Annotated in this window: 23 protein-coding genes; 10 read left to right on the top strand and 13 right to left on the bottom strand. The window is 69.0% G+C overall.

The window, feature by feature from the left end:
- Positions 1-65 precede the first annotated feature (65 nt).
- The 8 genes from FG99_RS18335 to paaF all read right to left on the bottom strand — a co-directional run bounded on the left by FG99_RS18335 (position 66) and on the right by paaF (position 8,594).
- Positions 66-1,700 carry a cation acetate symporter gene (locus FG99_RS18335; protein ID WP_043271750.1) on the bottom strand — a complete coding sequence of 545 codons (1,635 nt, stop codon included), beginning with the start codon at positions 1,698-1,700 and terminating at the stop codon, positions 66-68.
- On the bottom strand, positions 1,697-2,002 hold the full coding sequence (locus tag FG99_RS18330; RefSeq protein ID WP_043271749.1) for a DUF485 domain-containing protein: 306 nt from the start codon (positions 2,000-2,002) through the stop codon (positions 1,697-1,699). Before FG99_RS18330 ends, FG99_RS18335 begins: the two co-directional genes overlap by 4 nt.
- A gap of 353 nt (positions 2,003-2,355) precedes the next feature.
- The gene (gene paaK, locus FG99_RS18325; RefSeq protein WP_043271748.1) at positions 2,356-3,675 is read right to left on the bottom strand and encodes a phenylacetate--CoA ligase PaaK; all 1,320 of its coding nucleotides are present in this window, start codon (positions 3,673-3,675) and stop codon (positions 2,356-2,358) included.
- Between the two features lie 128 nt (positions 3,676-3,803).
- Positions 3,804-5,030, bottom strand: coding sequence for a 3-oxoadipyl-CoA thiolase (gene pcaF, locus FG99_RS18320; RefSeq protein WP_043271747.1), 1,227 nt, complete (start codon positions 5,028-5,030; stop codon positions 3,804-3,806).
- Positions 5,027-5,473 (bottom strand): hydroxyphenylacetyl-CoA thioesterase PaaI, encoded by a 447-nt coding sequence (gene paaI / locus FG99_RS18315; RefSeq protein ID WP_043271746.1) that lies wholly within the window; start codon positions 5,471-5,473, stop codon positions 5,027-5,029. The genes pcaF and paaI overlap by 4 nt, the downstream gene beginning before the upstream one ends.
- Complete coding sequence (paaH, locus tag FG99_RS18310; RefSeq protein WP_043271745.1) at positions 5,466-6,983, bottom strand: 3-hydroxyacyl-CoA dehydrogenase PaaH; 1,518 nt, start codon at positions 6,981-6,983, stop codon at positions 5,466-5,468. The genes paaI and paaH overlap by 8 nt, the downstream gene beginning before the upstream one ends.
- 1 nt (position 6,984) lies before the next feature.
- The gene (gene paaG / locus FG99_RS18305) at positions 6,985-7,776 is read right to left on the bottom strand and encodes a 2-(1,2-epoxy-1,2-dihydrophenyl)acetyl-CoA isomerase PaaG (protein WP_009622460.1); all 792 of its coding nucleotides are present in this window, start codon (positions 7,774-7,776) and stop codon (positions 6,985-6,987) included.
- A 44-nt stretch (positions 7,777-7,820) separates the two neighbouring features.
- On the bottom strand, positions 7,821-8,594 hold the full coding sequence (gene paaF, locus FG99_RS18300; RefSeq protein ID WP_043271744.1) for a 2,3-dehydroadipyl-CoA hydratase PaaF: 774 nt from the start codon (positions 8,592-8,594) through the stop codon (positions 7,821-7,823).
- A 510-nt stretch (positions 8,595-9,104) separates the two neighbouring features.
- Here paaF and paaY point away from each other — a divergent pair.
- The 7 genes from paaY (at position 9,105) to FG99_RS18265 (ending at position 15,419) form a co-directional block, all read left to right on the top strand.
- Positions 9,105-9,701 carry a phenylacetic acid degradation protein PaaY gene (gene paaY, locus FG99_RS18295; protein ID WP_043271743.1) on the top strand — a complete coding sequence of 199 codons (597 nt, stop codon included), beginning with the start codon at positions 9,105-9,107 and terminating at the stop codon, positions 9,699-9,701.
- A gap of 80 nt (positions 9,702-9,781) precedes the next feature.
- Positions 9,782-10,705, top strand: a complete 924-nt coding sequence (gene paaX, locus FG99_RS18290) for a phenylacetic acid degradation operon negative regulatory protein PaaX (RefSeq protein ID WP_024128733.1) — start codon at positions 9,782-9,784, stop codon at positions 10,703-10,705.
- Between the two features lie 139 nt (positions 10,706-10,844).
- Complete coding sequence (feaR, locus tag FG99_RS18285; protein WP_043271742.1) at positions 10,845-11,762, top strand: transcriptional regulator FeaR; 918 nt, start codon at positions 10,845-10,847, stop codon at positions 11,760-11,762.
- Positions 11,763-12,296: 534 nt separating this feature from the next.
- Positions 12,297-12,698, top strand: coding sequence for a c-type cytochrome (locus FG99_RS18280; RefSeq protein ID WP_051879045.1), 402 nt, complete (start codon positions 12,297-12,299; stop codon positions 12,696-12,698).
- A 67-nt stretch (positions 12,699-12,765) separates the two neighbouring features.
- Positions 12,766-14,256 (top strand): aldehyde dehydrogenase family protein, encoded by a 1,491-nt coding sequence (locus FG99_RS18275; RefSeq protein ID WP_043271741.1) that lies wholly within the window; start codon positions 12,766-12,768, stop codon positions 14,254-14,256.
- A gap of 75 nt (positions 14,257-14,331) precedes the next feature.
- The gene (locus FG99_RS18270) at positions 14,332-15,045 is read left to right on the top strand and encodes a hypothetical protein (protein ID WP_043271740.1); all 714 of its coding nucleotides are present in this window, start codon (positions 14,332-14,334) and stop codon (positions 15,043-15,045) included.
- Positions 15,042-15,419, top strand: a complete 378-nt coding sequence (locus FG99_RS18265) for a cytochrome c3 family protein (protein WP_043271739.1) — start codon at positions 15,042-15,044, stop codon at positions 15,417-15,419. The genes FG99_RS18270 and FG99_RS18265 overlap by 4 nt, the downstream gene beginning before the upstream one ends.
- Here the strand turns inward: FG99_RS18265 and FG99_RS18260 are convergent.
- The 4 genes from FG99_RS18260 to FG99_RS18245 form a co-directional block, all read right to left on the bottom strand.
- Positions 15,416-16,351, bottom strand: coding sequence for a FecR family protein (locus tag FG99_RS18260; protein WP_081884668.1), 936 nt, complete (start codon positions 16,349-16,351; stop codon positions 15,416-15,418). The two genes, FG99_RS18265 and FG99_RS18260, sit on opposite strands and share 4 nt — an antisense overlap.
- 61 nt (positions 16,352-16,412) lie before the next feature.
- On the bottom strand, positions 16,413-16,934 hold the full coding sequence (locus FG99_RS18255) for an RNA polymerase sigma factor (RefSeq protein WP_043271738.1): 522 nt from the start codon (positions 16,932-16,934) through the stop codon (positions 16,413-16,415).
- Positions 16,935-17,086: 152 nt separating this feature from the next.
- Positions 17,087-18,475 (bottom strand): FAD-dependent oxidoreductase, encoded by a 1,389-nt coding sequence (locus tag FG99_RS18250; protein ID WP_043271737.1) that lies wholly within the window; start codon positions 18,473-18,475, stop codon positions 17,087-17,089.
- An 86-nt stretch (positions 18,476-18,561) separates the two neighbouring features.
- Entirely contained in the window at positions 18,562-19,920 is a 1,359-nt protein-coding gene (locus FG99_RS18245; protein ID WP_043271736.1) for an MFS transporter, read from the bottom strand.
- A gap of 269 nt (positions 19,921-20,189) precedes the next feature.
- On the opposite strand from FG99_RS18245, the gene FG99_RS18240 reads away from it, so the two are divergent.
- Entirely contained in the window at positions 20,190-21,074 is an 885-nt protein-coding gene (locus FG99_RS18240; protein WP_009622435.1) for a LysR substrate-binding domain-containing protein, read from the top strand.
- A gap of 191 nt (positions 21,075-21,265) precedes the next feature.
- Here FG99_RS18240 and FG99_RS18235 read toward each other — a convergent pair whose 3' ends face one another.
- The gene (locus FG99_RS18235; RefSeq protein ID WP_043271735.1) at positions 21,266-22,135 is read right to left on the bottom strand and encodes a LysR substrate-binding domain-containing protein; all 870 of its coding nucleotides are present in this window, start codon (positions 22,133-22,135) and stop codon (positions 21,266-21,268) included.
- A 146-nt stretch (positions 22,136-22,281) separates the two neighbouring features.
- On the opposite strand from FG99_RS18235, the gene FG99_RS18230 reads away from it, so the two are divergent.
- Positions 22,282-23,397 carry a 2-aminoethylphosphonate--pyruvate transaminase gene (locus FG99_RS18230; protein WP_043271734.1) on the top strand — a complete coding sequence of 372 codons (1,116 nt, stop codon included), beginning with the start codon at positions 22,282-22,284 and terminating at the stop codon, positions 23,395-23,397.
- A 51-nt stretch (positions 23,398-23,448) separates the two neighbouring features.
- Positions 23,449-24,276 carry a phosphonoacetaldehyde hydrolase gene (phnX, locus tag FG99_RS18225; RefSeq protein WP_043271733.1) on the top strand — a complete coding sequence of 276 codons (828 nt, stop codon included), beginning with the start codon at positions 23,449-23,451 and terminating at the stop codon, positions 24,274-24,276.
- The last annotated feature ends 109 nt before the right edge of the window (positions 24,277-24,385 follow it).

Raw genomic sequence — 24,385 nt, 5'->3', positions numbered from 1 at the left:
CTTCAGGGAGAGGGCTGGGGAGAGGGAGCGGAGGTCCGCTTGACGATGAAGCCAAGCCTTACCTCTCAATGCCGACTGGCCACAGCCGCCCCAATCCCCGTCATCGACCGGATGAACTGCCCCAGGTACCGCCCACGCTCCGCTTCCGCCCTTGCCGAACGGTCGCTCACCGAGAACGCCCAGGCCGCCAGGAAGGCCGCGCTCATGGAGAACAGCGCCGGGTTGCTGTAGGGGAACACCGCTTCGGCGTTGCCCAGCACCGCCACCCACACCGGCGGGCCGAGCACCAGCAGGGCGATGGCGGTCAGCAGCCCGGCCAGGCTGCCGGCCACCGCGCCGCGGGTGGTCAGGCCGCGCCAGAACATCGAGAGGAACAGCACCGGGAAGTTCACCGAGGCGGCGATGGCCAGCACCAGGCCGGAGAGGAAGGCGATGTTCTGCGACTCGAAGAGCACGCCGAGGATCACCGCCAGCACGCCGATGCCCAGGGTGGCCAGGCGCGACACGCGCATTTCCTCGGCCTCGCTGGCCTGGCCCTTGCGCAGCACGCAGGCGTAGAGGTCGTGGGACACTGCCGAGGCCGCCGACAGCGCCAGGCCCGCCACCACCGCGAGGATGGTGGCGAAGGTCACCGCGCAGATGAAGCCGAGGAACAGGTTGCCGCCCACCGCCTGGGCCAGGTGTACGGCGACCATGTTGCCGCCGCCGATCAGCGCGCCCTCGGCGGTGCGGAAGGCCGGGTCGTCGCCGACCATGACGATGGCACCGAAGCCCACGGCGATCAGCAGCAGGTAGAAGTAGCCGATGAAGCCGGTGGCGTAGAACACGCTCTTGCGCGCCTCGCGGGCGTCGCTGACGGTGAAGAAGCGCATCAGGATGTGCGGCAGGCCGGCGGTGCCGAACATCATGCCCAGGGCCAGGGAGATGGCGTCCACCGGGTTCGCCAACAGGCCGCCGGGGGCCATGATCGCCACACCCTTGGCGTGCACTTCGCTGGCCGCGGCGAACATCGCCTCGCTGCTGAAGCCGAAGTGGCGCAGCACCATGAAGGCCATGAAGCTGGTGCCCGAGAGCAGCAGCACGGCCTTGATGATCTGTACCCAGGTGGTGGCCAGCATGCCGCCGAAGGTCACGTAGCAGACCATCAGCGCGCCCACCACCAGCACCGCCTGCAGGTAGCTCAGGCCGAACAGCAGTTCGATCAGCTTGCCGGCGCCGACCATCTGCGCCACCAGGTACAGCAGCGCCACGATCAGCGTGCCGAAGGCCGCGGTGATGCGGATCGGCGCCTGCTCCAGGCGGTAGGAGACCACGTCGGCGAAGGTGTACTTGCCCAGGTTGCGCAGGCGCTCGGCGATCAGGAACAGGATGATCGGCCAGCCGGCGAGCACGCCCAGGGCGTAGAGCAGGCCGTCGTAGCCGCTGGCGAACATCATCGCCGAGATGCCCAGGAAGGACGCCGCGGAGATCATGTCGCCAGCGATCGCCAGGCCGTTCTGCATGCCGGTGAGGCCGCCGCCGGCGGTGTAGAAGTCCGCCGCCGAGCGGGTGCGCAGGGCGGCCCAGCGGGTGATGGCCAGGGTGGACAGGACGAAGGCCAGGAACAGGCCGATGGCGTGCCAGTTCAGCGGGCGTTCGGCGCCGGCGGCCAGGGCCGGCTCGGACAGCGCCAGACCGGCGAGCAGGAACAGGGCCTTCATGCCTGGGCCTCCTGCTTGAGCCGGTCGTTCAGCGGGTCCAGCACCTTGTTGGTCTGGTGCACGTAGAGGCCGGTGAGCAGCACCGAGAGCAGGATCAGGCCGACGCCGGCGAGCATGCCGACGCTGGTCACCCCGCCGGCGAGCGGGCGGCCCAGCAGGCCGGGGGCGAAGGCCACCAGCAGGACGAAGCCGTAGTAGGCCAGCAGCAGGGTGGCGGTGAGGGACCAGGTGAGGCGTTGCTTGCGGCGGACGAGAAGGAGGAAGTCCGGGTGTTCCCGGAGGCGTTCCAGGGGCAGGGTCATGGCGCGCTCTCTGTTGTTGTGAGGTTGTCGAGGCGGTTTGTTCGATACGTAAGTTTATTGTTTGTTTGTAATTGCGTATCGTAATTGATTGTCGCTCAGCGAGCGTGGGGCGGGGAGGGTGGTGCGGGCGAAGTTCGTGTCGGGATGTTGCCGGGAGAGGGCTTTTCGTAGGAGCGAGGGGGACGCCTAGCCCCGTAGGATGGGTTGAGCTTGCGATACCCATCGGGCCATGGTGATGGGTATCGCTTCGCTCAACCCATCCTACGAAAAGCATCACGGCGCAATCGCCGGCAGGGGCACCGCACGCAAACGAAAAAACCCCGCCTCGGCGGGGTTTTCGTGGCGCGGGGCGATCAGCCCTGGTTGCGCTTGTCGAACACGTGGCAGGCCTTGCCTTCCGAGCGCTTGAGGCTGTGGAAGGGCTGGATCAGGATGCGCGCGCTGATGCCGATGTGCGTCTTGACCTGCTTGCTCAGCTCGTTGGCCACCTGCTTCTGCTGCTCGGCGTCCAGGTGCTGCAGTTCGTGCTTGAGCTCGACGTGCACGTCCATGCTGTCCATGTTGCCGTTGCGATACAGGTGGATTTCGTAGACTTCGGCCAGCTGTTTCACTTTCAGCACCTGCTCCTCGATCTGCGTGGGGAACACGTTCACCCCGCGGATGATCAGCATGTCGTCGCTGCGCCCGGTGATCTTGTCGATGCGCCGCATCGGCCGCGCGGTGCCCGGCAGCAGGCGGGTCAGGTCGCGGGTGCGGTAGCGGATCATCGGCAGCGCTTCCTTGGACAGCGAGGTGAACACCAGCTCGCCGTATTCGCCGTCGGGCAGCACGCGGCCGGTGGCCGGGTCGATGATCTCCGGGTAGAAGTGGTCTTCCCAGACGGTCGGGCCGTCCTTGGTCTCGGCGCATTCCATGGCCACGCCCGGGCCCATGATCTCGGACAGCCCGTAGATGTCCAGGGCGGTGATGCCCAGGCGCTCTTCCACGGCGCGGCGCAGTTCGGCGGTCCACGGCTCGGCGCCGAAGATGCCCAGGCGCAGCTTGAGGCTGTGCGGGTCGACGCCCTGGCGCTCGATCTCGTCGGCCAGGTTGAGCATGTAGGACGGGGTGACCATGATGATGTCCGGCTGGAAGTCGCGGATCAGCTGGACCTGTTTCTCGGTCTGGCCGCCGGACATCGGGATCACCGTGCAACCCAGGCGCTCGGCGCCGTAGTGGGCGCCCAGGCCGCCGGTGAACAGGCCGTAGCCGTAGGACACGTGGACCTTGTCGCCCTTGCGCCCGCCGGCGGCGCGGATCGAGCGCGCCACCACGTTGGCCCAGGTGTCGATGTCGTTCTGCGTGTAGCCGACCACGGTGGGCTTGCCGGTGGTGCCGCTGGAGGCGTGCAGGCGCACGATCTCGCGCTGCGGCACGGCGAACATGCCGTAGGGGTAGTTGTCGCGCAGGTCGTTCTTGCCGGTGAAGGGGAACTTCGCCAGGTCGTCGAGGGATTTCAGGTCGTCGGGGTGCACGCCGGCTTCGGCGAAGCGCTGGCGGTACAGCGGGACGTTGTCGTAGGCGTGCTTCAGGCTCCAGCGCAGACGGTCCAGCTGGTGCTGGCGCAGTTCGTCGACGCTGGCGGTCTCCAGCGGGTCGAGCAGGGCACGTTCGGCATCATGGTACATATTCATGGGTTCACTCGATTTGTTCTTGTACGCCAGCCCGCGTGCGGGCTGCGAGTGTCATGGGGGGAGGATACGCCCCCCGCGGAATCCGGTCTTTGCGCTTCTGGCCAGGGTCTTTGGCGTCTCTGCCAGAATTACTGCGGCAGGCGCTCGATGACCATGGCGATGCCCTGGCCGACGCCGATGCACATGGTGCACAGGGCGTAGCGGCCGCCGCGCTCTTCCAGCTCGTGCAGCGCGGTGGTGACCAGGCGCGCGCCGCTCATGCCCAGCGGGTGGCCCAGGGCGATGGCGCCGCCGTTGGGGTTGACGCGCGCGTCGTCGTCGGCCAGGCCCAGTTCGCGCAGCACGGCCAGGCCCTGGGCGGCGAAGGCTTCGTTGAGTTCGATCACGTCCATGTCGTTGAGGCTCAGGCCGGTCAGCTCCAGCACCTTGCGCGTCGCCGGCACCGGGCCGATGCCCATGATCCGCGGCTCGACGCCGGCCACCGCCATGCCGACCACCCGGCCGCGGGCCTTCAGGCCGTGGCGTTGGGCCGCTTGCGGGCTGGCCAGCAGCAGCGCGCAGGCGCCGTCGTTGACCCCCGAGGCGTTGCCGGCGGTGACGCTGCCGCCCTCGCGGAACGGCGTGCCGAGCCTGGCCAGCTGTTCCAGGGTGGTGTCGCCGCGTGGGTGCTCGTCATGCTCGACCACCTTGGCCGGGCCTTTGCGCTGGGGAATTTCCACCGGGACGATTTCCTTCGCCAGGCGGCCGCGGGCCTGGGCGGCGGCCGCCTTGTGCTGGCTGCGCAGGGCGAAGGCATCCTGGTCGGCCCGGGAGATGTCGAACTGTTCGGCGACGTTCTCCGCGGTTTCCGGCATGGAGTCGATGCCGAACTGCGCCTTCATCAGCTTGTTGACGAAGCGCCAGCCGATGGTGGTGTCGAAGATCTCCGCCGTGCGACCGAAGGCCTGCTCGGACTTGCCCATCACGAAGGGCGCGCGGGACATGGATTCGACGCCGCCGGCGAGCATCAGCCCGGCCTCGCCGCAGCGCAGGGCGCGGGCGGCGTTGCCGATGGCGTCCAGGCCCGAGCCGCACAGGCGGTTGATGGTGGTGCCCGGCACTTCCTGGGGCAGGCCGGCCAGCAGCGAGGCCATGTGCGCGACGTTGCGGTTGTCCTCGCCGGCCTGGTTGGCGCAGCCGAGGATGACGTCGTCGATGGCGCTCCAGTCCAGCTGCGGGTGGCGCTGCACCAGGGCCTTGAGCGGGATGGCGGCGAGGTCGTCGGCGCGCACGCCGCTGAGGGCGCCGGCGTAGCGGCCGATGGGCGTGCGCACGGCGTCGATGATCAGGGCGTCGCTGAGGGTGGCGTTGGTCATTCGGGGGTCTCCTGCGTCAGCACGGTGCCGCGCACTTTGTAGGATTTGCCGTGGAACAGGGCGATCAGCTGTCCGTGCTGGTTTTCGATGCGTACGTCGTAGTTGCCGGTGCGGCCGCTGCGGCTCTGCTCGCTGGCCGTGGCGGTCAGTTCGTCGCCCAGGCGCGCCGGGGCCACGTAGTCGATGCTGCAGCCGATGGCCACGGTGGCCTCGTCATAGCTGTTGCAGGCGAAGGCGAAGGCCGAGTCGGCCAGGGCGAAGAGGAAGCCGCCGTGGCAGGTGCCGTGGCCCTGGATCATGTCCTCGCGCACCGGCATGCGCAGTTGCGCGCTGCCGGGGCCGGCGTCGAGCAGGGCGATGCCCAGGCGCTGGGTGGCCAGGTCGCGGCTGAACATGGCGTCGGCGCAGGCGCGGGCCAGTTGTTCGGGGGTGCGTTCAGTCATGCAGGCGGCTTCCTTCGGCGTGTTTGCGGCGCAGCAGCAGGGACGGGCGGTAGCGTTCCTCGCCGTAGCTGCGTTGCAGGTTGTCCAGAGTGCGCAGCACGTAGCCGACGCCGATGGCTTCGGCCCAGGCCAGCGGGCCGCGCGGGTAGTTGACGCCGGCGCGCATGGCCAGGTCGATGTCGGTGGCTGAGCCCACGCCTTGCAGCACGGCGTCTGCCGCTTCGTTGGCGAGCATGGCCACGGTGCGCAGCACGGCCAGGCCGGGCAGGTCGGCCAGGGCGGTGACCTTCAGGCCGGCGCGGCGCAGCAGGGCCACGGCCTGGTCGCGGGCTTCGGCGCTGGTGTCGGCGGACCAGCCGATGGCGATGCGCGAGGCCTTGGCGTAGTCCAGCGCCAGGTCGAACAGCACCAGGTTGCGCAGGCCGTCGTCCTTGCCGCGCTGGCTGGCCAGGCGGCCGTCGGAGAGCGCCAGCACCGCGTCGCCGACGCGCAGCAGGCCGCCGCCGGCGCGCTCGATGACTTGCACGCCGGCATCCTTCAGGCGCTGCACCAGCGGCTGGGCCACGCCCAGGTCGCCTTCGACCACGCAGTTGGCCACTTCGGCGGCGCTGTCCAGTTCCGCCGCCTGCGGGCGCTCGGCGCCTTCGGCATAGTCGTAGAAGCCGTGGCCGCTCTTGCGGCCCAGGCGGCCGGCATCCACCAGCTCCTTCTGGATCAGCGAGGGCTGGAAGCGGAAGTCGCCGTAGTAGGCGGCGAACACCGAGCAGGTCACCGCGTAGTTGACGTCGTGGCCGATCAGGTCGGTCAGCTCGAAGGCGCCCATGCGGAAGCCGCCGGCATCGCGCAGCAGGGCGTCGAGGCTGGCGCAGTCGGCGGCGCCTTCCTGCAGCAGGCGCAGGCTTTCGGCGTAGAACGGGCGGGCCACGCGGTTGACGATGAAGCCGGGGGTGGAGCGGGTATGCACCGGCTGCTTGCCCCAGTGCTTCGCGGTGGCGTGCAGGGCCTTGGCCAGTTCCGGGCAGGTCGCAAGGCCCGAGACGATTTCCACCAGGGCCATCAGCGGCGCCGGGTTGAAGAAGTGCATGCCGATCACCCGCTCGGGGTGCTTGAGGCCGGCGGCGAGGCTGGTGATGGACAGCGAGGAGGTGTTGCTGGCGAGGATGCAGTCGGCGGCGCACAGCGCTTCCAGCTGGTTCAGCAGGCCGCGCTTGACCTCCAGGTTCTCGACGATGGCCTCGACTACCAGGCGCGCATCGGCCAGGGCCTCGATGGCTTCCACTGGTTGCAGGCGCGCGACTATGGCGCTGCGCTGCTCGGCGTCGAGCTTGCCTTTCTCGACCAGGCGGCCGAGCTGGCGGTCTATGCCGTCGATGGCCTGGGCGGCGGCGCCCGGACGGTTGTCGTAGAGCTTCACCGGGTGGCCGGCCTGGGCCGCCACCTGGGCGATGCCGGCGCCCATGGCGCCGGCGCCGATCACCGCGACCTGGGCATTGATATCCAGTGCTTGCATGTCAGCGGCCCTTGAAGCTGGGGGTGCGTTTTTCCATGAAGGCGCCGACGCCTTCGCGGTAGTCCTCGCTGCGCCCGGCCAGGCGCTGCAGGTCGCGCTCCAGCTCCAGCTGCTCGTCGAAGCTGTTGTTCAGGCTGGCGTTGAGGCTGCGCTTGATCAGCGCCAGGCCGTAGGTCGGCTGGGTGGCCAGGTGGCGCGCCAGCTTCAGGGCTTCCTCGCGCAGGTTGGCGTCGTCCACCACCTGGTAGATCAGGCCCCATTGCTCGGCCTGTTCGGCGGACAGGCGATTGCCCAGCAGGGCCAGGGCCTTGGCGCGGGCCAGGCCGACCAGCCGCGGCAGCGTCCAGGTGCCGCCGGAATCGGGGATCAGGCCGATCTTGCAGAAGGCCTGGATGAAGCTGGCCGAGCGCGCCGCCAGGACCAGGTCGCAGGCCAGCGGGATGTTCGCCCCGGCGCCGGCGGCCACGCCGTTGACCGCGCAGATGACCGGCAGCGGCAGGTCGCGCAGGGTGCGGATCAGCGGGTTGTAGAACTTCTCGATGGACTCGCCCAGGTCGGGCATCTCGGCGCCCGGGGCGACGTTGCGGTCGGACAGGTCCTGGCCTGCGCAGAAGCCGCGGCCTTCGCCGGTCAGCAGCAGCACGCGGGCCTCTTCGCTCTGGCGCACCTGCTTGAGCGCTTCGCGCACCTCGCCGTGCATCCTGGCGTTGAAGCTGTTCAGCTGCTCCGGGCGGTTCAGGCTGAGGAGGGCGACGCCGTCCTCGATGGAAAACAGGATGTGCTCGAAGGTCATGGGCGGGCTCGCTCCATCAATCGGTATATAGAAAGGAAGAGGCTTCAGCGGCCGAGGAAGCGCGCCGGGCGCTTTTCCTGGAAGGCGCGGATGCCTTCCTCGCGGTCGGCGGTGCCGGCCAGCAGGGTGAAGGCGTGGCGCTCGAAGCGCAGGCCGCTGGCAAGGTCCGTGTCCTGGGCCTTGAGCAGCGCTTCCTTGGCCATGCGCACGGCCAGCGGCGCCTTGCGCGCGATGACGCGGGCGACCTGCAGGGCGCGCTCGACGGTGAATTCGGGTTGGGTGACTTCGCTGACCAGGCCGGCGCGCAGGGCGTGGCGGGCGTCTATGGCTTCGCCGGTGAGGACCATCTGCATGGCCAGGGACTTGCCCACCGCGCGCAGCAGGCGCTGGGTGCCGCCGGCGCCGGGGATGATGCCGAGGTTGATTTCCGGCTGGCCGAAGCGGGCGTCCTCGCCGGCGATGAGGATGTCGGCGTGCATCGCCAGTTCGCAGCCGCCGCCCAGGGCGAAGCCGTTGACCGCGGCGATCAGCGGCTTGGCGAAGGCGGTGATGCGCTGCCAGTGGGCCACGCGCGGGTCGTTGAGGATGCCGACCAGGTCGCGCTCGGCCATCTCCTTGATGTCGGCGCCGGCGGCGAAGGCCTTGCGGCTGCCGGTGATGACCACCACGCGGGTCTCGGCGTCGCGCTCGGCGGCGTCCAGTTCCGCGGCCAGTTCGCCCAGCAGTTCGGTGTTCAGGGCGTTGAGCGCCTCGGGACGCTGCAGGGTGATCAGGCGGACGCCGTCCTCGGGCGCCTGCACGGCGAGGGTACGAGGCATGTAAAGCTCCTCAGGCTGCACGCACGGCCTGGGGCCGGCTCATTGGAATTGTTATGTGGGCCCGTCGCGCCTCTGTGGGTGCGGACGGGCCCTGGCTGGCATCCAGTATATGCCTTAAGTGATACAAAATAGCAATAACAAAATTGATTTATGTGTCTCGTATGTCGAGCGAGCTGCCAGGTTCGGGCTTCCGCAAGGGGCTGCGAAGCCCGTTGGGCAAGGGCTGAGAGCTATAGGATTTGCGGCTTGGCAGGCGCGCCGGTGGTCGCTCGGGAAAGCGATACAGCATCGGGCGCATTGACGATCAGATTTGTTGTGATACAAGATTTTCCAAACAACGAATCACGACGGGTCGCTTTCCCGTCCCGCCTTGCCGGCGCCCCTGGCGCCGCCGTGCACAAGGAGCCACCCCGATGCCGTCCGTCGCCTGCGCGCTGGAACCCTTCGCCGAAGCTGGATGCCCGTTCAGGGTGCAGCGCCACCTCGATCTGCCCGAAGAGGAGGCCTGAGATGCCCTGCTACAGCCTCGAAGGTCTGACCCCGGTGGTCGATCCGACCGCCTATGTCCACCCCACGGCGGTGCTGATCGGCGACGTCATCGTCGGCCCCGGCTGCTACGTGGGGCCGCTGGCGGCGCTGCGCGGCGACTTCGGGCGGATCATCCTGGAGGAGGGCGCCAACCTGCAGGACACCTGCGTCATGCACGGCTTCCCGGACAGCGACACGGTGGTCGAGCGCAACGGCCACATCGGCCATGGCGCGGTGCTGCACGGCTGCCGCATCGGCGCCGACGCCCTGGTGGGGATGAACGCGGTGGTGATGGACAAGGCGCACATCGGCGAGCGCTGCATCGTTGCCGCCACCGCCTTCGTCAAGGCCGGCTTCGAATGCCCGCCGCAGAGCCTGGTGATGGGCTCGCCGGCCACGGTCAAGCGCGAGCTGAGCGAGCAGGAGATCGCCTGGAAGCAGCGCGGCACCGCCGAATACCAGCAACTGAGCAAGCGCTGCCTGGCCAGCCTGGTGGAATGCCAGCCGCTGGCCGCGGCGGAGGTAGACCGCCCGCGCCTGGGCGATTCCGGGTTCCGCCCGAAGGGGCGGGGCGCATGAGCCTCATTGGGGTTCGCTCCAATGGCCAGGCGGCCCGGCGGGCAGGTATAGTCGGCGCTTTATCCGCGCCCGACCGAGCCATGAGCAGTCTCGCCCCGCTGAACCAACTGATCGCCCGCTTCCAGGAACAGACGCCGATCCGCGCCAGTTCGCTGATCATCACCCTCTATGGCGACGCCATCGAACCCCACGGCGGCACCGTCTGGCTGGGCAGCCTGATCGGCCTGCTGGAGCCCATGGGGATCAATGAGCGGCTGATCCGCACCTCGATCTTCCGCCTGACCAAGGAAGGCTGGCTGACCGCCGAGAAGGTCGGCCGGCGCAGCTACTACAGCCTCACCGGCACCGGCCGGCGGCGTTTCGAGAAGGCCTTCAAGCGCGTCTACAGCCCCGGCCTGCCGGCCTGGGACGGCGCCTGGACGCTGGTGCTGCTGTCGCAGCTGGCGGCGGACAAGCGCAAGCAGGTGCGCGAGGAGCTGGAATGGCAGGGCTTCGGCGCCATCGCCCCGAGCGTGCTGGCCTGCCCGCGCTGCGACCGCGCCGACCTCACCGCGACCCTGCTGGACCTGGACGCGCTGGACGACAGCATCGTCTTCGAGACCCACGCCCAGGAAGTGCTCGCCTCCAAGGCCATGCGCCTGCAGGTGCGCGAGAGCTGGAAGATCGACGAGCTGGGCCAGCACTACAGCGAATTCATCCGTCTATTCCGCCCGTTGTGGCAGGCGCTGCGCGAGCAGGGCGAGCCGGATGCCCAGGACTGTTTCCTGGCGCGCACCCTGCTGATCCACGAATATCGCAAATTGCTACTGCGCGACCCGCAACTGCCGGACGAACTGCTCCCCGGCGACTGGGAAGGGCGCGCGGCGCGGCAGCTGTGCCGCAACCTCTACCGCCTGGTGTACGCCAGGGCCGAGGTGTGGCTGAACAGCGCCCTGGAGACCGCCGACGGCCCCTTGCCGGATGCCGGCGAGAGCTTCTACCGGCGCTTCGGAGGGTTGAACTGAGCCAGGCTGGCTCGAAACATGCTTCACAAGCGCCGGACCGAGGCGGCGCTGCGGGACCACCGGCCGGACGGCCGGGCCATGACGGGCGCCTGCCTGAGCGTCCGCTGATAAAAACAATGCGTGCATGAGGCTTTAGGTCATGAACCCTTCATCGATTTCCAGGGATGAGGCTTTCGAAGCGTGGTTGTGCCAGGTGAACCAGGCGTGCGGGCGTTTCGACGCGCGCACCCTGGGGCCGTCCTTCCACGGGAAGCTGCGGGAGTACCAGGGCGGTGCCATCAAGCTCAGCGTGGTCGACATGTCCCAGGTGCACCTGTACCGCACCAGCAAGGAGGTGAGCGCCAGCGGCAACGGCCACTTCTACGCGGTTTTCCAGCTCGAAGGGCGCTCGCGCCTGGAGCAGGACGGCAACCGCGTGCAGCTGGCCCGCGGCGACATCACCCTGGTGGACGCCAACCGCCCCTGCGACATGACCTACGAGGAGGACTCGCGGCAGCTGTCGCTGATCCTCCCGCGCCAGGTGCTGGAGCGCGGCCTGCGTTTCTCCGGCATCGACTGTGCGCGGCGCATCCCGGCCAGCTCGCCGGTGGCGGTGCTGGCCAACACCCTGATCCTCGAAACCACCCGCCAGAACGGCCTGGGCATGCAGGAGAGCGAGGCCACCCTCGACGCCCTGGTCAGCCTGCTGCGCCCGGCGCTGGCCGGCGCGGAAGCCGAGGGCGACAGCCATGAAAGGCTGTTCCGCAAGGCGCTGGCCTTCATCGACGAGCACATCGGCGCGGAGGAACTCTGCCCGGAACTGATCGCCCGCGAAGTGGGCGTGTCGGTGCGCGGCCTGTACCGCATGTTCGCCAAGAAGGGCCTGGTGGTGGCGCAGTACATCAAGAACCGCCGCCTGGACTTCTGCGCCGAATCCCTGCGCAACGCGGCGGGCGAGCAGAAGCTGTCGGCGCTGGGGTATGCCTGGGGGGTCTCGGATTCCAGCTACTTCTCCACGGCGTTCAAGTCGCGCTTCGGGGTTTCGCCGGGGGAGTATCGGAAGCGGTATGTGCATTGATGTAAGAGCCGCTGGAGGCTGGAAGCTGGAAGCTGGAAGCAAGAGCGCCCAGAGCCCCTCTCCCCAACCCTCTCCCGCAAGCGGGAGAGGGGGCTGTCTGTGTCGAGAGGGGGCCTGGCCCCAGATGGCAATCCCTGCGCTAACCGGCTAACTCCAGAACATCCGACCCTGCCCAACGGTCCCCTCTCCCTTCAGGGAGAGGGTTAGGGAGAGGGGGCTCTTGGGCCGGGCACCATAGCTTCCCAGCTCCGTAGGATGGGTTGAGCGAAGCGATACCCATCACCCCGGCAGCATGGGTTTCGCAGGCTCAACCCATCCTACGAAAAGCCCCTCGACGCAGCCGGCGGTTGCCCCTACCGCTCTTGCTTCCAGCTTCCAGCTTCCAGCTTCCAGCCTCCAGCGGCTCTTCTGGCACCCCCACCAACACGACTGGCACACAGAAAAACACCCGCACTCGCGCCCCTGGCGACAATCGTCCTCGACCGGCACCTGCCTTGTGCCCGGCCGACAAGAATCGATCGAGAGTGCCTCTGCATGCTTTTCACCGTGAAAACCCGAATCAAGACCGGCCTCTGCGGCCTGCTGCTGGCCGTGGCCGGTGCCCAGTCCGGGCTGGCCCTGGCCGATGACCTGGCCGCCAAGGGCCAGGCCGTTTTCGAGCGCGACTGCTCCGTTTGCCATACCGCCAATGCCGGCGGTGCCAACATCATGGGGCCGAACCTGCATGGGGTGATCGGCCGCAACGCCGGCTCCCTGGCCGGTTTCAGCTATTCCCAGGCGATGAAGGACAGGGGCGCGGCCTGGAGCCGCGAGAGCCTCGAAGCCTTCGTCACCCAGCCCCAGGCCGCCGTGCCGGGCACCTACATGCCCTACCAGGGCCTGGCCGACGCCGACGAGCGCAAGGCCCTGAGCCTGTGGCTGAGCCAGCAGCACTGACCTTTCCCGGCCGCTCCCGGCGAGCGGTTCCCTGCCTGGCCCGCGGGCCGCAAGAACAGGAGTCACCATGAGCATCACCGCAACCCTGCCGCAGGTCGCCGAGTTCCTCCAGCGCCGCCACGGCTGCTTCATCGACGGCGCCTGGGTGGCCTACGACGGCCCCACCAGCGACGTGCTCAACCCGGCCAGCGGCGAAACCATCGCGCAGATCGCCGACATCGATACCGAGATGCTCGACCGCGCCGTGAAATCCGCCCACGCCGCCTTCAAGTCGCGCGTCTGGTCCGACCTGCGCCCGGCCGACCGCGAGCGCATCCTGCTGCGCTTCGCCAACCTGGTGGAGCAGCACGCCGAGGAACTGGCCCAGCTGGAAACCCTCAGCCAGGGCAAATCGATCAACCTGACGCGCATGCTCGACGTCGGCGCCACCGTCGAATTCATGCGCTACATGGCCGGCTGGGCGACCAAGATCGAGGGCCAGTCCCTGGACGTGTCCATCCCGCTGCCGCCGGGCACCAAATTCACCGCCTTCACCCGCCGCGAGCCGGTGGGCGTAGTCGCCGGCATCGTGCCCTGGAACTTCCCGCTGATGATCGCCGTGTGGAAGCTGATGCCGGCCCTGGCCACCGGCAACACCGTGGTCATCAAGCCCGCTTCGGAAACCCCGCTGACCGCCCTGCGCCTGGCCGAGCTGGCCTTCGAGGCGGGCGTGCCGGCCGGGGTGTTCAACCTGGTCACCGGCGACGGCGCGCGCATCGGCGGCGGCCTGGCTTCGCACAAGCTGATCAGCAAGGTGTCCTTCACCGGCTCCACCGCGGTGGGCCGCAGCGTCGGCATCGCCGCCATGCAGAACATGACGCGCTTCGCCCTGGAACTGGGCGGCAAGAACCCGATGATCATCCTGGCCGACGCCGACATCGACAAGGCCGTGCAGGGCGCGCTGCTGGGCGGCCTGCTCAACAGCGGCCAGGTCTGCGCCGCGGCCTCGCGCTTCTATGTGCACGAGTCGCGCTACGCCGAGTTCGTCGAGAAGCTCGGCGCGGTGGTCGCCGGCATGAGCATCGGCCAGGGCATGGACGACACTGCGCAGATCACCCCGCTGGTGTCGCGCAAGCAGCAGGTCTCGGTGCTCAAGCACATCGAGACCGCCCGCCGCGAAGGCGCCCGGGTGGTCTGCGGCGGCGAGCCGATGGACTGCGACGGCTTCTTCGTGCGCCCGACCGTGCTGGCCGACGTCACCCAGGACATGGCCGTGGCCCACAATGAAGTCTTCGGCCCGGTGCTGGCGGTGCTTTCCTTCAAGGAAGAGGACCAGGCCATCGAGATGGCCAACGACAGCGAGTACGGCCTGGGCGCCAGCCTGTGGACCAACGACCTGACCCGCGCGATGAACCTGGTGCCGCGCATCGAGTCCGGCACCGTGTGGGTCAACGCCCACGTGCTGCTGGACCCGAGCATGCCCTTCGGCGGCGTCAAGCAGTCCGGCATGGGCCGCGAGTTCGGCCGTGCGGTGGTCGAGGCCTACACCGAGATCAAGTCGGTGTGCATCGCCCACTGAGGGCGCCTTGCGTAGCGTGCCGCGCGGCGGCACGCTACGCCGCTTTTCCGGATGGCGGCAGAGGAGGCTGATCGCATGTTCGCCCTGACCCTGCGCGTGGCGCTGGCCTGCCTGCTGCCGTTCGCCGCCATCTTCCTGCTCGACGCCATGCCCGGCGTGCACCCGGCCTGGGACTTCGCCAACGTCGCCGGCTTCGTCGCCGGGGCGCTGTTCCTGCTGCTGTTCGCCTACACCGGCAAGCCCATGGCCCGGCCGCGGCACGACGGCAAGTTCTTCATGGTGCTGCACCGCGACCTGTCGTTCGTCGCCGCCGTGCTGCTGGTCGTCCACGTGGCGGTGCTGCTGGTGGACGAGCCGCTGGTGCTCGACGAACTGCTGCCCGGCGCGCCCTGGCACATGCTCGCCGCCGATGGCGCGACGCTGCTCCTGCTGCTGATCCTGCCGCTGAGCCTGACCGCCGTGCGCCGGCGCATCTGGCCCAGACATGCGGACTTTCGCCGCTGGCATTATGGGTGGAGCGCGGCCATAGTCGCGCTGGCCGGCGTGCACATGATCGGCGCCGGCTACTACAGCGGCGCCACCTGGAAGGCCGTGCTCTGGGGCGCGCTCAGCGTCGCCGCGCTGGTCTGGCCGCTGCTGCCGCGGCCCACGCCGCACTATGCCGAGGGCGGGCGCCGGCGGCACAGCGCCTACCTGGCCAGCCGCCTGAGCCTGGGCGTGCTCTGCGCCGGCCTGGCGTTGGCCGGGCTCTATGCGCTGCTCGGCAGCGTGGACCTGCCGCTGCTATGAAGCGCTGGTACCTGCTGTTGGCCATCCCGCTGCTGGCGGCCTTCGTCCTCGGCGCGCGGCACGGCCACGACCAACTGGTGCGCCAGCACCCGCTGCTGCCGATGAACTTCGACCACACCAACCACGGCAGCATCAACTGCGTCACCTGCCACCACGACTTCGTCGACCGCTCCACCTCGGCCTCGCCCAGCGGCAGCCGCACCTGCGTGCTCTGCCACAAGGAGTCGCCGCAGCTGGCCGTGACCATCGAGCACGACTTCCACCAGTTCTGCGAAAGCTGCCACCTCAAGCGCCTGCAATCCTTCCAGCAGGCCGGCCCGGTGCGTTCCTGCAAGGGCTGCCACACGCCGCCCGCGGTGGCGGGCGCGCCTTAGTTGAGGATCAGCAGGCGCGGGTATTCGCGCAGGTGCGAGGAGGTGATCTGGGCGAGGGAGCGCATGGCCCCCAGCGGGTCGTCCAGGCGGTAGTTGGCGGTGATGCTGACGTCTTCCAGGCGCTCGTCGGCGTTGACGATCCAGCCCGGGTAGTAGCGCCGCAGTTCGGCCAGCACCTGGCTCAGCGGGCAGTTCTCGAACACCAGGCGGCCCTGCACCCAGGCCAGCAGGCGCTGGCTCTCGCCGTTGTGGCGGCGCTCGCCGAAGCCGCCGGGGCCGACGCGGATGCTGTCGCCGGCGCCGAGGCTGACGCGGGTGTCGTCGCCGGCGCTGCGCAGGTCCACCTCGCCGTGCTGCACGCTGACTTCCGCCTCGTTGCCCAGGTAGCGCACGGCGAAGGCGGTGCCGCGCACACTCACCTGCACCGGGCCGGCCTCCACCTCGAAGGGGCGGCTGCGGTCGTGGGCCACGTCGAAGTAGGCTTCGCCGCGGAACAGCCGGGCGCTGCGGCGCTGCTCGTCGAGGTGGCTGGACAGGGCGGTGTCGGTGTTCAGCAGGATGCGCGAGCCGTCGGCCAGTTGCAGGCTCTGGCGCTGGCCCACGGCGGTGTAGTGGTCGGCGCGGATGTGCGTCAGCAGGTCGCCCTGCAGCGCCACGCCGAGGGCCAGCAGCAGCCCCGCGGCGGCGGCGAAGGAACGCCAGCGCCGGCGCTTGCGTTGCCGCGCCTGGTGCCGCGCCTGGGCCTCCAGGCCGGTGGCGGCCAGGCCGAGCAGTGGCGAGTCCCACAGGCTACTGGCGTGCCGGAAGGCGCGGGCGTTGGCCGGGTGCGCAGCCAGCCAGGCGTCGAAGCGCGCGCGGGTGGCGGCGTCGGCGTCTTCCAGCTGGATCAGCCAGTCCAGCGCTTGGGCCAGGTGCGGGTCCGGGGCGGTCACGCGGCGTTCCTCGAATCGGGGGCGCACATTGTGGGCCAGCCGCGGGCCGATGGGTAGCCCGTCATGCCGGCGGCTCCAGGCGCCCGAGCACGCCGATGCAGATGGCCATGATGAGCTTCAGCTCCTTCTGCACCGTGCTGGGCGACACCCCCAGTTGCTCGGCGATTTCCGCGTAGCCGCAGCCGTGCAATCGGCTGAGGATGAAGATCCGCTGCTGGCGCGGGGTGAGGCGTTCCAGGGCCGAGCCCAGGCGCTCCAGCAACTGCTCGGCGTGCAGGCCGTCCTCGGCCGAGCTCTGGCTGGAGGGCACCGCCTGGAGCACCTCCTGGGGCACGTCGTCGAGCAGGGTGCGCGATTGCATGCGCAGGTGGCGCAGGTGGTCCAGGGCAAGGTTGCGGCCGGTCTGGAAGAGGAACGGCTCCAGGTGTTCCACCGGGCGCTCGCGCAGGGTGCGGGCCACGCGCAGGTAGGTTTCCTGGACCAGTTCTTCGGCGATGCTGGGGTTCTTCACCATTCTCGCCAGGGTGCGCAGCAGCGGGGTGCGTTGGGCGAGGAACACGGTGTCGAGGTGGGAAAGGCTCACGCGACGTCCATGCAAGTCATTTTCTGATGAGAATAATTATCGTTCGGCGGGCATGCTCGGCACAAGCCGGGGCGCCGAGAAAAAAGAGCGAGGCCCGCAAGCGCGCCTCGCTCGTCCCTCAGCCGGCTTGTGAGGGAAAAGGGGGAGGGGGCTCAGGCCTTGTCGGCCTTGCCGGCGGCCGCGGCGAACTTCGCCAGGCGCACGTCCAGGCGCCGCGGACGGCGGCCGTGGTCCTCGGCCTGCTCCTTGCGGCGGATGGCGTTGCGCACCATGAGCGAGCCCAGGTAGCGCACCGGTTCCGGCGGGAAGTGGCCGAGCGGCCCCTGGGCCAGCGGCGAGCGCGTCCACTCGTTGTCCAGGCCCTGCACCAGCGAGGCGAGGAGCTGCCCGCCCATGTGGCAGGGGCCGACGCCGCTGCCGGAGTAGCCGAAGCCGTAGAAGATGTTGCCGCCGGCGCCCAGCCGGCCGAAGAACGGCAGGCCGGTCACCGAGCGGTCGGAGGGGCCGTTCCAGCTCGCGGCGATGGGCACCTCGGCGAAGGTCGGGAAGAACTCGCCGAGGCTGCGCCGCAGCAGGCCGAGGTAGGGCGAGGGCTGGTCGAACACCGGCAGCATGCGCCCGCCGTAGGCGAAGGTGTTGCCGCCCTTGCCGAGCATGAGCCGGCCGTCCGGGGTGTTGTGGTAGTAGTGCACGAAGATGCGCGAGTCGAGCACGGTCACTCCCGAGGTCAGGCCGATCTGCCGCAGCAGGTCCGGGCGCGGCTCGGTGATGATCATGTCGCTGGAGACGATGGCCACCGTGCGCTCGAACTGCGGGAAGGCCCGCGCCATCCAGGCGTTGATCGCCAGCACCACGCGGTCCGCCGCCACCTGGCCATTGGGCGTGTGCACGCGGGCCGGGTGGCCTTCCTCCAGGCCGGTCATCGGCGTGCCCTCGTACAGGCGCACGCCCAACTGCAGCGCCACCCGGCGCAGGCCGCGCACCAGCTTGCCCGGCTGCACGCTGGCGGCGGCGGGGGAGAACCAGCCTTCCAGGTGCTTGTCCGAGCCGGCCATGCGCCGCACGTCTTCCAGCGGGCGCCGGGTGAAGGAGTTGATGCCGTGCTTCTCCAGCGCGGCGATCACCCCGTCGGTGGCGCCGACCTGGGCGGCATTGGTCGCCGTGTACAGGGTGCCGTCCAGGCGGTAGTCGGCATCCACCCCGTATTTTTCGCAGAACTCGCCGATGGCCTGGATGCTGCGCTCGGAGGCCTTCACCAGGCGGATCGCCTCGGCCAGGCCGAACAGCCGCTCCAGGGTAAAGAATTTCGCCGACCAGGACAGCGCGCAGCCGCCGTTGCGCCCGCTGGCGCCGGCGCCGCAGATGTCGGCTTCGACGATCACCACGTCCAGCTCCGGGTTCTGTTCCTTGAGCTGGATGGCGGTCCACAGGCCGGTGTAGCCGCCGCCGACGATGCACACGTCGGCGCGGGTGTCCTGTTGCAGCGGGGCGGCCCTGTCGCTGTCGTGCTGCAGGGCCTGGGCGAGCCAGAAGGGGCGCATGGGGAGTCTCCGTGATCGGGGCGCAGGGTAGGGCGTTCGGTATGCGGTTTATCGGGCGGGGTGGGCACGTCCCTGTGCCCCGGGAATCAGGAGCGCGCCGGGCGCACCTTCAGGGGGCGGTTCGGCGTGGCCGGGGCGCTCTTGCGCGCGCCTTCGGGCAGGCTGTTCCAGTGCGGCACCAGGATGGCGGCGGCGATCAGCGCGGTGACGGTGAAGCCGATGAACACGCTGTAGGTGTCGAAGTAGCCGGGCAGCAGGCCGCCGAGGATGGCGCCCACCGAGCCGCAGCCGTTGACGAAGCCGGCGGCGGTGCCCGCGGCCTTGCCGGTGCCGAAGTCGATGGCGGCGGCGCCGCTGATCATCGAGTCCGGGCCGTAGAGGGTCAGGCCCATCATGAACAGCAGGGCGAACACCAGCATCGCGCTGCCGGTCTGCATGGCCGGGACGAACAGCGCCAGGCAGGCGGTCAGGCCGATCAGGCTGATGACGCAGGCGGGCATGCGCCGGGCGCCGAACAGCTTGTCCGAGGCCAGGCCGATGAGGATGGGGCCGAGCAGCCCGGCGATCTCGAAGGAGGTCGGCAGCACCGCGGCGCCCACCTTGCCCAGGGCCGGCATGCGTTCGTAGACGATCACCGGGCCCCACAGCAGGATGGCGTAGCGCGCCGGCTTGAGCAGGAAGTAGGCCAGGCCGAGGGTCATCACGGTGCGGTTGCGCAGCACGGCGCGGAGGGTTTCCCAGAAGCCGGGGTTCTTGCCCTGCTCATGGAAGCCGGCGTAGTGCACGGCCTGCGGCTCGTCCGCCTCGATCGGCGGCAGGCCGACGTCCTGCGGGCGGTTGCGCTGCAGCAGCAGGAACAGCAGGGCGACGCCGCCGACCACCGCGGCGGAGGAATAGAAGGCCGCGTGCCAGGTGCCGAACACGCTGTAGGCCCACCAGCCGGCGAAGGGCGAGGCGACCAGGCCACCGAAGGCGTAGCAGGTGCTCCACAGGCCGAGGATGCGGCCGCGCTCGTGGGCGGCGAAGAAGCTGCCCATGTTCTTGCACAGCCCGGACCAGCCGGTGGACTGCGCCAGGCCCTGGATGACCATGCAACTGGCGAAGATCGGCACGGTGGCGAAGGTGCCCATGACCAGGGCGGCGAGGGTGGAGATCGCCAGGCCGCCGAACACCACGATGCGCGGGCCGAAGCGGTCGGCGAAGACGCCCCAGGTGAACTGGCCCACGGCGTAGGCGGCCAGGTAGATGGCGTCCATGTCGGCCATCATGGCCTTGTCCAGTTCGAAGGTCGTGTCCTCGGCGATGCCGAGCTTGGCCACGGAGAAGGCCTTGCGGGTGAAGTAGAAGGCGGCGTACGCGAGCCAGGTGATCGCGAAGATCTGCACGCGCCAGCGCTGCATGGAACCTTTGCCCGCGTGGGCTGCGGTGCCGGTGGGGTTGCTCATCTGATCTGACCTCGTTGTTGTTGGAGTGCCGGCAGTCAGGGAAAAACTTGTTGTTGTTATATGAGCGGGCCGTACCTTTCCGGAGGTGACGGGTCAGGGCGGATGCGGTGAGGTTGCCGTGGGCCGGAGCCCTTGGTGAAACGCATGGAAACAAGTTCGGATAAATAAATAAAATCGATTTATCAAATTTTAAAAATAAGTCTGACTTGTAAGTCACGGCGCCGGCCGACTACAGTGGCGACCTTCCCGAACCCTACGGAGCCAGGCCCATGCAGGTTTCCCACGCGCAACTGAAGGCCTTCCACGCCGTGGCGCTGACCGGCAGCTTCACCCGCGCCGCCGAGCGCCTGTTCCTCACCCAGCCGGCGGTTTCCGACCAGGTGCGCAAGCTGGAGGAGCGCTACGGGGTGCTGCTGTTCCACCGCAACAAGCGCTCGGTGCGCCTGACCGACCTGGGCGAGCGCCTGCTGGCGGTGACCCAGCGGCTGTTCGTCATCGAGGCCGAGGCCCACGAGCTGCTGGCGGCCTCCAGCGCCCTGCAGACCGGCAACCTGACCCTGGCGGTGGACGCCGCGGTGCACCTGCTGCCGCAGGTGGCGCGCTTCTGCCAGCGCTACCCGGGCATCCACGTGCGCATCGAGAGCGGCAACACCGACGAATCGCTGCAGTCGCTGTTCAACTACCGGGCCGACCTGGCGCTGCTGGGGCGCACGGTGGAGGACGAGCGGTTGCTGTCGGTGACCCTGCGCAGCGACCCCATAGTCGCCTTCGTCGCCAGCGGCCATCCCTGGGCCGGGCGCGAGTCGATCCGCCTGGCGGACCTGGACGACGCGCCACTGGTGCTGCGCGAGCAGGGCTCGGTGACGCGCCAGACGCTGGAGGAAGAAATGCACCGCGCCGGCCTGCGCATCCGCCCGGCCATCGAGGTGGAAGGCCGCGAGGCCGCGCGCGAGGCGGTGGTGGCGGGCATCGGCCTGGGCGTGGTGTCGGCCGCCGAGTTCGGCGCCGATAGCCGGGTGCATGCTTTGCCGATAGTCGATTGTGAAAGGCGGATGAGCGAGACCCTGGTGTGCCTGCGCGAGCAGAGTTCGCGGCGGATAGTGTCGACCTTCCTCGATGTGGTGCGCGAGGATTTGTGGGAGGGGGCTGGCTAGTCCGGCGTCGCCTTGGGGGCAATCGCGGACGGTACACCTTCCGGCAACACCCCGTAGGATGGGTTGAGCGGAGCGATACCCATCACCGCAACCGCATGGGTTTCGCAAGCTCAACCCATCCTACGGTGCCGTGCCTATGCGGGGTGTGTAGGAGCGGACTCCGTCCGCGATTATCCGTCGTCAACGGCAGGTCAGGCCCCGCCATCCTCCGCCAGCTCCAGGAACGCACTCACCACCCGCAAGCCGCGGCGCCGCTCCAGGCAGCCGAGGGAATGCCGGTTCACCAGCGCCTCGCCGAGCAGCGGCACGGCGCGTACCCGCGGGTCGCGGCTGACTTCCAGCGAGGAGACGATGCCGATGCCCAGCTCCGCCGCCACCGCTTCGGTGACCGCCTCGCGGCTGCTCAGCTCCATCAGCACCCGCGGCTGTATCGGCAGGGCGCCGCAGGCGCGGTCGAAGGTGCGACGGGTGATGGAGTCCGGCTCGCGCAGCACCATGATCTGCTGGTCCAGCTCCGCCAGTGGAATGCCTTCGCTGCGCCCGCACCAGGCGTGCTCCGCCGGCAGCAGCGCGCACAGGTGAGATTCCACCAAATCGCGCAGGTACAGCCCCGGCCGCTCGTCCACCTCGGTCACCACGGCCACGTCCACGTGCTCGCTGAGCAGCGCGTTCAGCGTCTCCTGGGCGTTGCCCAGGCGCAGGTTGACGGTGATGCCGGGGTAGCGCGCGCGAAGGCGGGCGAGCAGGGGCATGACCAGGTGCGGGCCGTCGGCCGCCACCTCGATGCGCCCGCTGAGCAGCTTGCGGTTGGCGTCGAGCAGCGTCTCGGCCTCTTCCTCCAGGGCGAACAGCGTGCGGCTGATGGCCGCCAGGCGGCGGCCTTCCTCGGTCAGCTCCACGGCGCGGGCGGTGCGGCGGAACAGGTTGACCTGGTAGTGCTCTTCCAGCGCCTTGACGTGCCCGGTCACCGCCGGCTGGCTGATGAACAGGCGCTCGGCGGCGCGGGTGAAGCTGCCTTCGCGGGCTACGGCGTCGAAGGCGCGGAGCTGGAACAGGTTCATAGGGTATAGGTCCGACTTATGCCTTGGATCATGACAAACAATTTGAGCGATAACGCGTCGCTTGGCAACGTATGTCCAGGCCCGCTCGACGGGCCGCGACAAGAACCTCACCCCGCACAGGTTTTCCCCTGATAGAGGAACCGAGCATGAGCACTGCCGAGCGCGCGCCCATCCTGTTGACCCCCGGCCCCCTGACCACCTCCCCGCGGACCCGCCGCGCCATGCTGGTCGACTGGGGCTCCTGGGACAACGATTTCAACGCCCTGACCGCCGATGTCTGTTCCCGCCTGCTGGCCATCATCCATGGCGAAGGCAGCCACACCTGCGTGCCGCTGCAGGGCAGCGGCACCTTCTCCGTCGAGGCCGCGGTGGGCACCCTGGTGCCGCGCGACGGCAAGGTGCTGGTGCTGATCAACGGCGCCTACGGCAAGCGCCTGGCGAAGATCTGCCAGGTGATCGGCCGGCAGTTCAGCACCTTCGAGACCGAAGAGGACGTGCCGACCACCGCCGAGGACGTCGATCGCCTGCTCGCCGCCGACCCGGCCGTGACCCACGTGGCGCTGATCCACTGCGAGACCAGCACCGGCATCCTCAACCCGCTGGAAGCCATCTCCAAGGTCGTCGAGGCCCACGGCAAGCGCCTGATCATCGACGCCATGAGCTCCTTCGGCGCCCTCGACATCGACGCCCGCAAGGTGCCCTTCGACGCGCTGATCGCCGCTTCCGGCAAGTGCCTGGAAGGCGTGCCCGGCATGGGCTTCGTCTTCGCCCGCAACGAGTCGCTGGCGGCCAGCGCCGGCAACTGCCATTCCCTGGCCATGGACCTGCAGGACCAGCAGGCCTACATGGCCAAGACCGGCCAGTGGCGCTTCACCCCGCCCACCCACGTGGTCGCCGCGCTGCACGAGGCGCTGAGCCAGTACGAGGAGGAGGGTGGCCTGGCAGCCCGTCACAATCGTTACGCGGACAACTGCCAGACTCTGCTGGGCGAGATGGCCAAACTCGGATTCCGCAGCTTCCTCCCGGCGGCGATCCAGGCGCCGATCATCGTCACCTTCCACGCCCCGCGCGATACCCGCTACAGCTTCACCGAGTTCTACAACCGGGTGCGCGAGAAGGGCTACATCCTCTACCCGGGCAAGCTGACCCAGGTGGAAACCTTCCGCGTCGGCTGCATCGGCCAGGTCGACGCCCAGGGCATGCGCGAGGCGGTGGCGGCCATCGCCCAGACGCTGCGCGAGATGGAAGTCTTCGAGATCTGAACCCCTTTCCCGGCGCAGGCCCGGCCTGCGCCCGACAACAGGATGCAAACGATGAACTACGAACAACCCAAGCAACTGCAAGCCGTGGTACTGGACTGGGCCGGCACCGTGGTCGACTTCGGCTCCTTCGCGCCGACGCAGATCTTCGTCGAGGCCTTCGCCGAGTTCGGCGTGCAGGTCAGCCTGGAAGAAGCCCGCGGCCCCATGGGCATGGGCAAGTGGGACCACATCCGCACCCTCTGCGACATCCCGGCCATCGCCGAGCGCTACCAGGCCAAGTTCGGCCGCACGCCGACGGACGATGACGTCACCGCCATCTACGAGCGCTTCATGCCGTTGCAGATCGAGAAGATCGCCGAGCACTCCGCGCTGATCCCCGGCGCCCTCGATGCCATCGCCCAACTGCGCGAACAGGGCCTGAAGATCGGCTCCTGCTCCGGTTACCCGGCGGTGGTGATGGAAAAGGTGGTCAAGCTGGCCGCCAGCAACGGCTACGTCGCCGACCACGTGGTGGCCACCGACGAAGTGCCCAACGGCCGCCCGCACCCGGCCCAGGCCCTGGCCAACGTGATCGCCCTGGGCATCGACGACGTGGCCGCCTGCGTGAAGGTCGACGACACCTGGCCGGGCATCCTCGAAGGCCGCCGCGCCGGCATGTGGACCGTGGCGCTGACCTGCTCGGGCAACGCCCTGGGCCTGACCTACGAGCAGTACAAGGCGCTGCCGCAGGACAGGCTGGAACAGGAGCGCCGGCGTATCGGGCAGATGTTCGAGGGTTCGCGCCCGCATTACCTGATCGACACCATTGCGGAGCTGCCGGCGGTGGTGGCCGACATCAACGCCCGCCTGGCGCGGGGGGAGATGCCGCAGAGTTTCTGAGGCTTCCGGCATGAGAGAAAGGCCCGCTTCGGCGGGTCTTTTTCGTTGCTGGGTGGGGGGCTTTTCGTAGGAGCGAGGGGGACGCCTAGTCCTTGCTCGCGAACAGAGT

It is taken from the genome of Pseudomonas sp. AAC, from assembly GCF_000725445.1.
Taxonomy (GTDB): domain Bacteria; phylum Pseudomonadota; class Gammaproteobacteria; order Pseudomonadales; family Pseudomonadaceae; genus Pseudomonas; species Pseudomonas citronellolis.
Note: the sequence above shows the minus strand (reverse complement) of the source record. Positions and strands in the feature narration are given on the sequence as shown.